This is a genomic window from Blautia intestinalis (genome assembly GCF_014297355.1).
GTDB lineage: Bacteria > Bacillota > Clostridia > Lachnospirales > Lachnospiraceae > Blautia_A > Blautia_A intestinalis.
In genome coordinates, this window is the sequence record NZ_JACOQE010000001.1 from 499,806 (window position 1) to 511,748 (window position 11,943).

The window sequence follows — 11,943 nt, forward strand, 5'->3', positions numbered from 1 at the left end:
TCAGAGATGGAAAAAAGAATCATTACAATCAGCAGAGAATTTGGAAGTGGCGGACGCTTTATCGGAGAAGAAGTAGCGAAGAAACTTGGAATTGCTTATTATGATAAAAATATCATTAATGAGATTGCAGAGAAGTCTGGTTTATCGCCGGAGTATGTTCAGAAGAATGCGGAATTATCTCCGAAAAAAGGTTTGTTTGCATATGCATTTGCCGGACGTGATATCACAGGAAAATCACTGGAAGACATCGTGTATGAGGCACAGAGAAAGGTTATTTTAGAACTGGCTGATAAGGAATCTTGCGTGATTATCGGAAGAAATGCAGATTATATTCTGAAGGATAGGGCTGATGTGCTGAATGTATTTATCCATGGGGATATGCCGGAAAAAATACAGCGAATTATGGGCTTATATAATGTAGAAGAGAAGGAAGCTGTCAAAATGATGGCAGATACAGATAAAAGGCGTATGACGAATTATAATTTTTACACGGATCAGAAATGGGGAAAAGCGAGCAATTATACGCTGTGTCTGAACAGCTCACAGCTTGGATATGACAGATGTGAAGCAATAATTATGGAGTGTGCAAAATAAAAGTATGTAAAAAAAGCGATTGTGCAGGAGTATGAAAAGTATAAAGCACAGCTGGAAAAGAGGGGAACAAACTTTATCTCTTACTTGAATAGAGGTTTCTGTTCCCCACGAATTTTGCCACTAACATAGGCAGCTTATTTTAACAATGAATCGGCCGCAGAAACCATACAGCAACGAGTAATGTCAGAGCTTCTGCCGCAGGAACGGCGAGCCATACTCCAGTCAAACCAAATTTCAAAGGCAGTACAATCAGAAATAAAAGTAATAGTAGGAATGAACGTAAAAATGTGATCAGACCGGAGAAATATCCTTTTCCATATGCCATCATTCGAATTGCAGCAAAAATATTAATTCCTGAAAATAGAAAACCGAGTCCATAAATTCTCATTCCGGACACTGCAATAGGAAATACAGGGCTGGATGTATCTGTGAAACAGGATACAGCAACTGGAGTAAGAAAGTAGGTCAGTGCATAAATGACGATTGGAGCTACTGCGAAAAAGCGATGAGCATAGCTTTCCAGTTTTCGGCAAATTCTTATTTTTCGGTCGCCATACGCATAACTCAGAGGTGGTGCTATGCCCATAGAAAAACCAAAGTAGACACCGATAAACAAAAACTGCAGATACATGATGATGGAAACTGCAGCGATACCGTCTTCACCGGCAAAGGAGAGTGCAGTGCGGTTAAATACGATGGTTGTAACTGCAATAGCAAGTTGATTGACAAATTCGGATGCACCATTTATCATACAATGCATGGCTTCCCGCAGGGATAAGTTATGCAAGGTAAATGAAAGATACTTTTGTTTATGGATAAAATAATAAATTCCCATAGAAAATGACAATACCAGTCCAAGAATTGTTGCCAGTGCAGCACCATAGATTCCCATTTGCATTTGTCCGACCAGAATATAGTCCAAAACGATATTCAAAATACCACCGGACAGTGCAGTTATAAAGCTATATGAGGGGGCACCATCCACTCGGATAAAATATGTAAACAGTTCCTTACCGATTACGACGGGAGTTGCCAAAAGCCACCAACGTGCGTATGTTTTACACCCTGCAATTGTCACGGGAGTTGCACCGAGTATGGTCAGAATTGCTGAGAGATTCGTAAGAATCATCAGGGAAACGAGGCATCCAAGCAAAATAGCTGCAAAAGAGCTGGCAGAAAAGGAGCGGTCTGCTTCCTGTTTTCTGTTTCCGCCAATGTGCAAAGCTGTGACAGCGCTGCCGCCGGTAGCAAATACAAGTGCAATTCCGGTCAATACATTTACAATAGGATAAACAATGTTAATAGAAGCCAGTGCATTGGTTCCGACATATGTAGAAACAAAAATACCATCAATAATGGTATAGACTGTATTAAATAATGATGTTAGATATGTCGGAACAATAAATTTTAATAGTTTTGTGAATCGAACTTCTTTTTCAGAAGCAAAAATTAAAAGATTTTCCATAAAAATTTCCTCCCTTGATGGAAGTATAAACCTTAAAGTAGCTTGAAGGTCAATGTGAAAAATAGTATAGTGGGTAAATAGTGGTAAGTTTTAAAATCAGGAAGGGAAGAATCATGGATAAAAAATTTCAGATTGGAGAAATAGCCCGTTTTTTTGATATGCCAGCATCTACCTTCAGGTATTGGGAGGAGAAGGGGCTTTTACGTCCCGGAAAGAAAACTGAAAATCAATATCGAGAATATGCAATTGAAGATTTAATGACCATTTCAGATGTTATTTTTTATAAAAATCTTGGGTTAGAGTTAAAGGAAATTCGTGGAATGGATGCCGCAACGCCTGAGCAGCATGGAAAATTATTTTCTGAGAAACTTTTAGAATTGGAACATCAACAAGAACTGCTTGCACGTCGGATGGAGAAATTACGCTATCATATGAAAGCGTTGAAGAGATTGAAGGAATTGAAAACACAGGTATATCAAGAGTCTGATATTGATACAGATTGCATTGTATCTTTTGACTTGATTGAAAGGGACAAGCTGCGTCAGTATATTGAAAATCCATATCTTTATTCACGGGTGCAGCATACACAAACACTTCCACAGGAACAACGTGGGCTTACTATACCAGCGGAAATGAGTTCCTTATTTCCAAAATCGAGTATTCTTTGGCAAAAAAAGGCAAATCGGTATGTAACTTTTTTGCTGAGGGAAGAAGTGACAGAGGGGTTTCCTAATAATCTGAACGAACACTTATCACGTATTCAGGAATCACACCGTACCGGTGCAATCATCAGCCGCTTTTTGCTCTGCGCTCAGGAAAACGGAAAGACATATGATTTCTATAAGACGTTTATAGAAATCATATGAAAGAGCAACATTTATAGCAACTGTGAAAGCACTGACCGGCTACGAATGAGGTTAAGAAGACCGAAATTCAAAGCAAGATGGAGAGTTTCGGTCTTTGAATTATTTATATAAATTTCTCCACTGTTTTGACGGTTCCCGTTTACCACAGTCATCACAGGTCTGTGGCCAGTTGATTTTCCATTCAAAATATTCATCTCGGGTAATCTCGCCGGATTTCAGTTCTTCTTTTATAAGTGTCCATTCTTTCAGAAAATCATTAAGAATCCTAAAGCTATGCAGTATGTGATGGGGTGCCGGATGTCCGGTGGACATCCGTTAAGCACCGACCGTAGCGGAGCGAAGACCACTCTGATGCGAAGATCACTATGAATATCTACAATCATATCGCAGAAATGTCTCATGTAGAAAATAAGATGTCAAAAATGAATCTGCCGGAAACTGTACCTGCTTTGTGTATTGCAAAAATGCCTATTTTACAGGCTTTCCGGGGCATCAGTCATTTTGTCTGGTATTGTAGAATAGCGTCAAATGAATTGCAAATGGTGTAAATTTGGTGTAAAAAATCAGAGAAAAAAGGAGAGTGCTAATAAAATGAAGCTGACTTATACAAACGTGAATGGATATCTGATTCCCAATCTCACCTATAAATCCGGTGAGCATCTGCTGGAAGTGGACAAGGCAGCCAGAGAACGGGAAGAGATTATCTTGAAAGAATTGATTTATGTTTAAATGAATGTGATGAGGTCGTGGAATGCGACCTCATTGTTGTATGAGAATATAAAATTGCAGTAGGCAGAACGGTCTAAAAAGGGTAAAATAGAAATATCAGTTTGAAATTTTGGATTTAAAAATTGCAATGTTATCACTGTTAACAGGAAGGAGGGATTTCTGATGAATAAAGCGTTTTATGGAGAAATTAAGAAAATACTTTCAGATGCAAGAAATAAAGTTTATCAGACTGCCAACTTTGCCATGGTGGAAGCTTACTGGCAGATTGGAAAGTCTATTGTTGAAGAACAAAACGGAGAAGAACGTGCAGAATATGGAACAGGCTCTTATTACACATTTACAAAAGTTTTTATTGGAATTAGGACGAGGATTTTCTTTTGTTGCCAGGCAAAAAAGAATTACGTTTGATGGACGCCATTTTAGAATAGATCTTGTTTTTTACAATTATATTTTAAAATGTTTTGTGCTTATTGACTTGAAGATTGGTGATTTGACACATCAGGATTTAGGACAGATGCAAATGTATGTGCATTATTATGAACGAGAATTGATGAACGAAGGAGATAATCCGCCGATTGGAATTGTGTTATGTGCAGATAAGAGTGATGCAGTTGTACGATATACATTGTCAGAAGGTGAAACACAGGTTTTTGCTTCAAAATATAAATTATATCTTCCTTCAGAAGAAGAATTACTGAAAGAGTTAAAAAGGGAATATCAGGCAATGGAAGCTGCACAACCAGACAAAGAATAGAAACTTTATTGGTTAATGGAGTAGGTATAAAGACAGGCGTGAGTCATAAAAAATATGACTTGCGTCTTTTTCTTTTTGCAGAAAGGAAGTGAGATATAATGTCACAGATTTTTCGTGTGGAGCGAACAAAAAATTATACAGTAATGAGTAACCAGTATTTTAAAAATAAGAGCCTGTCATTAAAGGCAAGGGGATTGTTGTCTCTGATGCTGAGTCTGCCGGATGACTGGAATTATAATATGCAAGGACTTACATCTTTGAGCAGGGATGGAATTGATTCTGTCCGGTCTGCAATCAAAGAACTGGAACACCATGGATATGTGCAGCGAAATATTGTTAGAAACGAGTATGGGATGTTTACGGATACAGAGTATATTATCCGGGAGGTTCCATTAGGGCAGGAGAATGATTAGAAGATAAATAAAATCCGATGATACTGTAATTATTGTCCATATTGGGATATCAGTTCATCGGGAAATCCGATATGGGTACTTCAGCCCAACGGAAAACCAGTGATGGAAAATCCAATATCGGTTTATCCGAGACAATAAATAATGTATGTAATCAAGTATGAATTATAAAATAACCAATTAATCAATAATCTATCGTATCAATTCATGTAAGCAAGGCAGGCAGAGTACCAGGCTGAAAGGGAAAAGAAACGGGCAGATGTGGAGATACAAAGAGCAAATCTAAATGCCAAAAGACAGATGGATATATTGAAAGAAAAAGAATATTTCTGGGGAGCAGGATATGTGACAATAATTTTATTTTCAATATTGAAAAGTAGTGCTTTTCAAAGAGATTTGCTTGATTTTTTTAGAGTTCCGATCAGATGGTATTGTCGACTTATAGAATGGCTGGTGATACCGACCTATGATGATGGTTTTGGAAATCAGGTGGCATATCAGGCAGGTGAAGCATGGCTTTTCCGAATTTGGGCGTTAGCGTTGTTTATATTAATTGGAGTGATTTCAGTTCTGTATATTATTGAAGGAATCCAGATTTACAAAAAGCAGTGAGATGATATTTCAAAATTATGCTTTCTATCCAGTCTTGCTGGAATTGTAGTTCTGGGAGATATTATCAGAGAGTGGCTTCCGGTCAATCTGCCATTGCTTTGATGGCTCGTGGAGGCCAGCTTTCTTTTGGAGCTAATATAGGATCAATTAAAAATGTTTTTCCACCATAATATAAAAAAATGGTGGCATTTTGTATTTGCTGAAGGTACATGAAAATGTTCTCCTGTTAAATGATATTTTGTAAGTTGTTTTCTATAGATATCCGCTGATAGTAGATATCTATGATATCCTGTAAAGTAATCGTATTCATTTTTTCTTCGGCAGTCTTTTGAATTTCATTATAAAATCCCTGCAAAGATAACTGAATGTTAATGCCAACGCCACATTCTGGATTGGTATGAGTATCTAAATGAAGCAATGGTTTATCACCTTCAACTGCTTTATAAATATCCAGCAATGTAATCTGATCTGCTGGTTTTGAAAGAGAAGGACGGGCATGTCCGGCTACACTGGTCATAAGTCCGGCTTTTTTTAGTTTTAACATAAGCTGGCGTACAAATCCGGGATTTGTATGGACACTTTCTGCAATTGAGGCACTGGAGAGAGATTTTTCCTTGTTGATGGCAATCAGAACCATCACATGAACAGTATCGCTTAATTTCGTTGAGTATTTCATGATAAGAAACTCCTTGTAGTATGATATAATGATTTTGGTTTCACGTTTTTGAGGCGAAAATATTTCTGGTTTGTCAAAAACATCCCAAGTTCTCAACAGCTCTTTTTAATGTGTTGAGAAACTGTACATATTTTTTATTTTGATGATTGTAAATAATATAATTACAACTATAATGAAATTTAAAGGAAAAGTCAACATAGTAATAAAACTTACGGAGGATTGTATAATATGCTGATTGTGGACAAATTAAAAGGAAATTTATATACCAGAATCAAAAAACATATGACTAAAAAAATGTATCACCTTTATTATCGTGAAAACAGGGAAGCTTCACAGTCTAAAGAAGAATATGAAGCAAATTTATTAAGAGCATACCGACATTTAGACGCATGCAGATTCAAAAATAAGGGATGGCCATGTCCAACATGCCCAAGTTGCTGTTTTTGTGGAAAAGATTATGAAACTATGACTGAGGTAATGGATTTTGCCCGGGAATGGATGAAAGAGAATCCGGACAAAGCCAGATTTATGAAACCACCCAAATTCTTGCATAAACATTGATTATTATATGATGCGATAAAATGTTCGCAAAGGAGAAGTTATGGAATACAAAAATCAAACAGAAAATCGTGCATTTCAGGAAATGCTGCTGGCAGCAGTAAAACGGTTACAAAATCGTTCCGGAGAGGAGATTGCTGCAAAAAGTGGGGCTGTTTTTCATAGCAGTCGAAATATGCTTGAGGTACAGAGTTTTCATGAAGTGATTGAAATTCAACTTCCTGAGTTTTATATTAACTCAGATATGGACGAATGGCATTATCTGACATTGCTGCATTATCTGGATATGGCCGATGGAACAGAAGGTTCACAGAAGCTCATTACTTTTGGTAACCTGAAAGATGGATTGATTCGAGGAACCAAGTTTGACCGGACCGCAGAGCAGAAACTGGAAAAGCTTTTGCAGGATAAAGATCCTGAGAAAATTCAGAAAGCATGTAAAAACCTGGGTGCAGAATTTACAGAGACAAAGGCGGATTTGTGTGCTGCTTTTCCAGTTCTGCCAAGATATCCGGTAACTTTAAAAATATGGTTTGCAGATGAAGAATTTCCTGTATCTGGCAAAATATTTCTTCAGGATCATGCCGATCATTATCTAAGTGTAGAAGATGCGGTAACAGTTGGAGAAATTTTGCTGCAAAAATTATCGGAAGCCTTTTCTTCTCTCTGATCATGAATCAGAAAACTTTCCAGCCCGGCTTTGATAAATTTGTCGATTACTGTCTGAATCTGTTTCCAGTCATTACAGTGATTGCGGAGCATCAGTCTGTTGATGGAAAGGCAGCCATTCATTTGAAAATAAAAAACCGATTCTGCCTGTTCAAAGGTCAGGAGGCTGTGTGACATAAGCCAGGTCACATAGCCTTCTTTTGTATTTTCTGCTATTTTTTCCAGAAGAATAGGGGCAATTGCATCATCCAGAAACAGTGCTCTGTATTGTGATTCCATCTGTATTTTCTGACAGAACGGATAGGAACAGCTTTTTTGATTTAGACAGAATAAATGATCTACCGTTGTTAACATATCCTGAGTCATATCATTAAAAATATCTGATAATACATCATGGATATCGTAGTAATGAAGATAAAAAGTGCCACGGTTGATTTCAGCATTTTTGCAGATCTCTGTAACGGTAATTTTCGTAAAACTTTTCTGCTTTAACAATTCTAAGAACGTATCTTTTATGGTTTGCCTGGTATAGCGGGTACGGCGATCTTGTTTTCTCGTTTTTTCTGACATTATATACTCCTGTATTAGTTAGTATCATATAATTTCTCAACAATTTTTCTGATGTGTTGAGCAGCTATACAAATCTCACAGATTGATTATTGTAATTTATATAGTAACAACTATAATAAGATTTAAAGAAAAAGTCAACAGATTGTTCAGAATATTAGGAGGAAAAACATGGGACATGTAATTGCGATATCAGGAAAAGGCGGCGTAGGAAAAACTACACTTTGTGGATTATTGATCCAGTATTTGTGTGAAAGTGGGAAATGTCCGGTTCTGGCCGTGGATGCAGATGCGAATGCCAATTTAAATGAAGTGCTTGGTGTGGAGCCGGAGATCACACTTGGAGAGCTGAGAGAAGAAATTGAGCGGGCAGGAGTTGATCCACGATATCAGATTCCGGCAGGAATGACAAAACAGGCTTATCTGGAAATGCGTCTTTCCGATGCAATTGCAGAAGAAGACGATTATGATTTGATGGTAATGGGGCGAACCCAGGGACAGGGCTGCTATTGTTTTGTAAATGGTCTTGTGCAGACCCAGGTTCAGAAACTGCAAAGCCATTATCCATATATTGTGGTTGATAACGAAGCAGGTATGGAACATATCAGCAGAGGAATCCTGCCAATGATGGAAGTGGCGATTCTTGTAAGTGACTGTTCCAGAAGAGGTGTTCAGGCAGCCGGACGTATTGCAAAGCTGATGAAGGAGTTAAACTTTAAACCACAGAAAACTGGATTAATCGTGAATCGTGTTCCAGATGGAAAACTGGACGCCGGAACTCTGGAAGAAATCCGAAATCAGGGACTGGAACTGTTAGGGATTGTACCACATGATGACCAGGTATATCAGTATGACTGTGCTGGAAAGCCAATCATACGGCTTCCGAAAGATTCTCCTGTAAGAAGTGCACTGGGAGAAATTGTAAAGAAGTTAGGATTGTGAGTTGGAGGATTGAAAGTTTGAAGATTGAGTGAACAGAAATATTATCTGATTTGATATAACCAATTGCAAAGAAAGGAAAATCTTCATGAGAAACCATTGGACAGAAATAGAAAAATATTTAGAAGACCAGAAGATAGCGCAGGAACTGATTGGAGAACTGAGAGATTTTCACATGCGTTATGAGGTAGAGGATCAGGTAAAGGAACGGGTAGAAAAACCGGATATCCTATTTTATGGGAAAAAGATTCTGGAAATGTCAACAGCAGCGCTTCTTCAGGGAGATAATCTGTTACTTTCTGGTGCGAAAGCTACAGGAAAAAATGTACTATGTGAGACACTGGCATGGATATTCGGAAGACCGGAATACGACATTTCTTTTCATGTAAATACAGACAGTGCCGATCTGATTGGAACGGATACCTTTATAAATAATGAGGTTCGCCTTCGGAAAGGCCCCATTTACCAATGCGCGGAATTTGGAGGATTTGGAATCCTGGACGAAATCAATATGGCAAAAAATGATGCGGTTTCTGTACTGCATGCCACGCTGGATCATCGGCGCAGAATCGATATTCCAGGATATAACAGGATTTTACTTCATCCGGCAACACGATTTATCGGCACGATGAATTATGGTTACGCAGGTACCAGAGAGCTAAATGAAGCATTGGTTTCAAGGTTTATGGTAATCGATATGCCTGAAATGGATGAGGATAGTGTCCTTTTTGTATTAAGGCAACATTTTCCAGATGGGGAAAAAAGTGCATTGAAAGCTTTTGCAGGACTGTTTCTGGATTTGCAGATCAAAGCTTATCATGGAGAAATCTCAACGAAATCTCTTGACCTGAGAGGATTGGTTTCTGCTGTAAAAGCAACAAGAAGCGGACTTTCTCCAATTGATGCAATCCAGATGGGAATCATAAATAAAAGTTTTGATGTATTTGAAAAAGAGATCGTAGAAGATGTGGTTTCTACCAGAATCCCATCTTCCTGGACCGGAAAAGACATATGGGGGTAAACTTGTATGGAGGATGTCAGATGGCCGGCGGAACAACTGGAAGAACATCATCTGGAGATCAGCAATCGTATCAGAAATCTTTTTTGGACAGTCAGTGGTGATTATGATACGGAATTTGAACCGGACACAGAAAAATATGTTTATTCAAAACAAACGGTTCTATATGAGGCAGTGAAGCAGGGTGCCTTTGCACGATATTTTGACCAGAAGAAACTTGGCATGTATTTGATGAAAAAAATACATTTTTCTGCCGGAGAAGATATGCTTTTGCCTCTTGCTGGATTATGCATGGATGCTGCAGTGAATCGTTTTATCATTCGAGAACGTTTGGGAACAAAGGAAATCAGAGAACAGGCGTTCAGAGAATTGGAAAAGGACGAGAAAGAGCAGGTATCAGACAAAGCTGGAACAGACCTGATTCACAGGATTAGGCTTCTGTATATAAGGCATGTTCTGGAGAACACAGACGATGAGGGAATGGATCCACAGGCAGAGATTGCATTGTACAAGATTCTTTCTCTGAAGGATGCAGAAAATACGGAAGATGTCATAAACGTGATAGATGAGATTTATAATCATGTTCTGGATCCCTCTTTTGAAAAAAAGAATGGAAATCTGGAGAAGATTCTGAATTTACCGGATATGGCATTGGCCAATGACGCGTGGCAGGAATGCATGACGGATGAACAGATGGAAGACATCATTCAAAAATATCTTTCTAATCTCAAAAAAAAGATGATGAGTCTGGATATCAGAAACAAAAAGAAAAAAAGATTTTATTTCTCTCCGGAAAATGAAGAAGTTCCGGAAAGCTCGGAGAATATAAATCCACAGGCAGTGCGACGGATACGGGAATATGTGGAACTGAATTACGGAAAATCGTATCTAAGTGAAGCAGAGCAGGCCAGAGTCAACCGGAAATTTTGTACAGGAATCCACAAAAACTGTATTCTGTATCTTACAGATGGAATTTTACAAAACCCTGTGATAAAAAATAATCAATACCGTTTTTCTCAGCTGCAGTTTGAAAAAAATAAAGCCTATTATGGAAATAATCACTGGATCATCAAAAGAAATATTTCTGTGTTGGCAGAGTCACTGAAACGGGCATTTATAATCCGAAAGGATGATTTTGTCAGCAGATCTGATGCAGGGCAGCTTGTTCCTGAGAGGTTATGGAAAATTGGAAGAACAGACGATGACAAGTTATTTAATAGAAAAAAAAGATCTGATGATTCTGAGTTTGTAATAGACGTCCTGATTGATTCCAGTGGTTCCCAGGCTGACAGACAGGCTCAGGTAGCGGCTCAGGGATATATTATCAGTGAAGCATTAAGCCAGGCAGGAATTCCTCATCGGGTGACAGGATACTGTGCTTTCTGGGGATATACAGTAATTCAGAGATTTCGGGATTATGAAGATCCAAGGGAAACAAATGAAAGAATCTTTCAATTTCGGGCGTATGCCAATAACAGAGATGGGCTTGCACTGAAAACAGTCTGTTCCTCTCTCATGGAGCGACCGGAAAAAAATAAGATTTTAATCGTATTAAGTGATGGAAAACCCTGTGATATGAGCATACAACGACCAGGAACCCGCCAGCCCAAGATCTATGACGGAGAAGGAGCTGTGAAAGATACTGCATATGAGGTGCGTCGAGCCAGAAATCAGGGAATTTTCGTAATTGGTATTTTTGTAGGGAATGAAGAAGAACTCTCCGTGGAAAAGAGAATCTATGGAAAAGATTTTGCCTATATTCGTAATATCAGCAATTTTTCCCGTATAGTAGGAACTTTTTTGCGAAGACAAATTGATATGGAATGAAAATGGAGGAATCACTATGGGTAAAATTGAATTTTCCAATTGCCAGGATGTAAGAAATCAGAAAAAGATACAGGAATTAGACTGTCCACGCTGTCATGAACCGGGAGGCATTGAAGCCTTTGTGAAAGACGGGATACTTGCAGAGGACGGAGTATGCGATAACTGCGGATATATTCTTTCAGAAGGAACAGAACTGGAGGAAGTGGAGTAAGACAGTTTGAAGTATGGTCATATGTAATTCTTATTATTTAGAAAAAAG

At 38.3% G+C, this 11,943-nt stretch carries 16 protein-coding genes and 2 pseudogenes; 13 read left to right on the plus strand and 5 right to left on the minus strand.

All coding sequences use genetic code 11. The annotated features are described in order from the left end of the window. Positions 1 to 6: 6 nt before the first annotated feature. Entirely contained in the window at positions 7 to 594 is a 588-nt protein-coding gene (locus H8Z79_RS02230; protein ID WP_118040024.1) for a cytidylate kinase-like family protein, read from the plus strand. Positions 595 to 733: 139 nt separating this feature from the next. On the opposite strand, the gene H8Z79_RS02235 is transcribed toward H8Z79_RS02230, so the two are convergent. Next, on the minus strand, positions 734 to 2,059 hold the full coding sequence (locus H8Z79_RS02235; protein ID WP_118040022.1) for an MATE family efflux transporter: 1,326 nt from the start codon (positions 2,057 to 2,059) through the stop codon (positions 734 to 736). 113 nt (positions 2,060 to 2,172) lie between these two features. Here H8Z79_RS02235 and H8Z79_RS02240 point away from each other — a divergent pair, with 113 nt between their 5' ends. After that, positions 2,173 to 2,925, plus strand: a complete 753-nt coding sequence (locus H8Z79_RS02240) for a helix-turn-helix domain-containing protein (RefSeq protein WP_118040020.1) — start codon at positions 2,173 to 2,175, stop codon at positions 2,923 to 2,925. A gap of 99 nt (positions 2,926 to 3,024) precedes the next feature. On the opposite strand, the pseudogene H8Z79_RS02245 reads toward H8Z79_RS02240, so the two are convergent. Continuing rightward, positions 3,025 to 3,189 (minus strand): annotated as a pseudogene (locus H8Z79_RS02245) (helix-turn-helix domain-containing protein); the annotation flags it as partial. Positions 3,190 to 3,516: 327 nt separating this feature from the next. On the opposite strand from H8Z79_RS02245, the pseudogene H8Z79_RS02250 reads away from it, so the two are divergent. The 5 genes and pseudogenes from H8Z79_RS02250 to H8Z79_RS02265 all read left to right on the plus strand — a co-directional run. After that, a pseudogene (locus H8Z79_RS02250) lies at positions 3,517 to 3,642 on the plus strand (TnpV protein); the annotation flags it as partial. 174 nt (positions 3,643 to 3,816) lie between these two features. Beyond that, positions 3,817 to 4,062: a DUF1016 N-terminal domain-containing protein gene (locus H8Z79_RS16800; protein WP_015542168.1), complete on the plus strand. Its 246-nt coding sequence runs from the start codon at positions 3,817 to 3,819 to the stop codon at positions 4,060 to 4,062. Continuing rightward, on the plus strand, positions 3,968 to 4,408 hold the full coding sequence (locus H8Z79_RS02255) for a PDDEXK nuclease domain-containing protein (protein ID WP_225876898.1): 441 nt from the start codon (positions 3,968 to 3,970) through the stop codon (positions 4,406 to 4,408). Before H8Z79_RS16800 ends, H8Z79_RS02255 begins: the two co-directional genes overlap by 95 nt. 98 nt (positions 4,409 to 4,506) lie before the next feature. Then, positions 4,507 to 4,821, plus strand: a complete 315-nt coding sequence (locus H8Z79_RS02260; RefSeq protein WP_015542170.1) for a helix-turn-helix domain-containing protein — start codon at positions 4,507 to 4,509, stop codon at positions 4,819 to 4,821. Positions 4,822 to 5,079: 258 nt separating this feature from the next. After that, positions 5,080 to 5,430: a hypothetical protein gene (locus H8Z79_RS02265; protein WP_147348999.1), complete on the plus strand. Its 351-nt coding sequence runs from the start codon at positions 5,080 to 5,082 to the stop codon at positions 5,428 to 5,430. 82 nt (positions 5,431 to 5,512) lie between these two features. Here the strand turns inward: H8Z79_RS02265 and H8Z79_RS17090 are convergent, their stop codons facing one another. Together H8Z79_RS17090 and H8Z79_RS02270 are read right to left on the minus strand one after the other, a co-directional pair. After that, entirely contained in the window at positions 5,513 to 5,641 is a 129-nt protein-coding gene (locus H8Z79_RS17090) for a hypothetical protein (RefSeq protein WP_263970803.1), read from the minus strand. 15 nt (positions 5,642 to 5,656) lie between these two features. Next, the gene (locus tag H8Z79_RS02270; RefSeq protein ID WP_118048667.1) at positions 5,657 to 6,106 is read right to left on the minus strand and encodes an Rrf2 family transcriptional regulator; all 450 of its coding nucleotides are present in this window, start codon (positions 6,104 to 6,106) and stop codon (positions 5,657 to 5,659) included. A 228-nt stretch (positions 6,107 to 6,334) separates the two neighbouring features. Between H8Z79_RS02270 and H8Z79_RS02275 the strand changes: the two genes are divergently transcribed. Together H8Z79_RS02275 and H8Z79_RS02280 are read left to right on the plus strand one after the other, a co-directional pair. Beyond that, on the plus strand, positions 6,335 to 6,667 hold the full coding sequence (locus H8Z79_RS02275; RefSeq protein ID WP_015542172.1) for a nitrous oxide-stimulated promoter family protein: 333 nt from the start codon (positions 6,335 to 6,337) through the stop codon (positions 6,665 to 6,667). A 40-nt stretch (positions 6,668 to 6,707) separates the two neighbouring features. Then, entirely contained in the window at positions 6,708 to 7,334 is a 627-nt protein-coding gene (locus tag H8Z79_RS02280; protein ID WP_118040014.1) for a DUF3786 domain-containing protein, read from the plus strand. Here the strand turns inward: H8Z79_RS02280 and H8Z79_RS02285 are convergent. After that, the gene (locus H8Z79_RS02285) at positions 7,256 to 7,903 is read right to left on the minus strand and encodes a TetR/AcrR family transcriptional regulator (RefSeq protein ID WP_015542174.1); all 648 of its coding nucleotides are present in this window, start codon (positions 7,901 to 7,903) and stop codon (positions 7,256 to 7,258) included. The genes H8Z79_RS02280 and H8Z79_RS02285 overlap by 79 nt on opposite strands. 168 nt (positions 7,904 to 8,071) lie before the next feature. On the opposite strand from H8Z79_RS02285, the gene H8Z79_RS02290 reads away from it, so the two are divergent. The 4 genes from H8Z79_RS02290 to H8Z79_RS02305 all read left to right on the plus strand — a co-directional run bounded on the left by H8Z79_RS02290 (position 8,072) and on the right by H8Z79_RS02305 (position 11,895). After that, positions 8,072 to 8,842 carry an ATP-binding protein gene (locus H8Z79_RS02290; RefSeq protein ID WP_072521818.1) on the plus strand — a complete coding sequence of 257 codons (771 nt, stop codon included), beginning with the start codon at positions 8,072 to 8,074 and terminating at the stop codon, positions 8,840 to 8,842. Between the two features lie 85 nt (positions 8,843 to 8,927). Next, positions 8,928 to 9,860 carry an AAA family ATPase gene (locus H8Z79_RS02295; protein ID WP_072521817.1) on the plus strand — a complete coding sequence of 311 codons (933 nt, stop codon included), beginning with the start codon at positions 8,928 to 8,930 and terminating at the stop codon, positions 9,858 to 9,860. Positions 9,861 to 9,866: 6 nt separating this feature from the next. After that, positions 9,867 to 11,684 (plus strand): cobaltochelatase CobT-related protein, encoded by a 1,818-nt coding sequence (locus H8Z79_RS02300; protein WP_118040012.1) that lies wholly within the window; start codon positions 9,867 to 9,869, stop codon positions 11,682 to 11,684. 16 nt (positions 11,685 to 11,700) lie between these two features. Continuing rightward, positions 11,701 to 11,895 (plus strand): hypothetical protein, encoded by a 195-nt coding sequence (locus H8Z79_RS02305; protein ID WP_072521815.1) that lies wholly within the window; start codon positions 11,701 to 11,703, stop codon positions 11,893 to 11,895. The last annotated feature ends 48 nt before the right edge of the window (positions 11,896 to 11,943 follow it).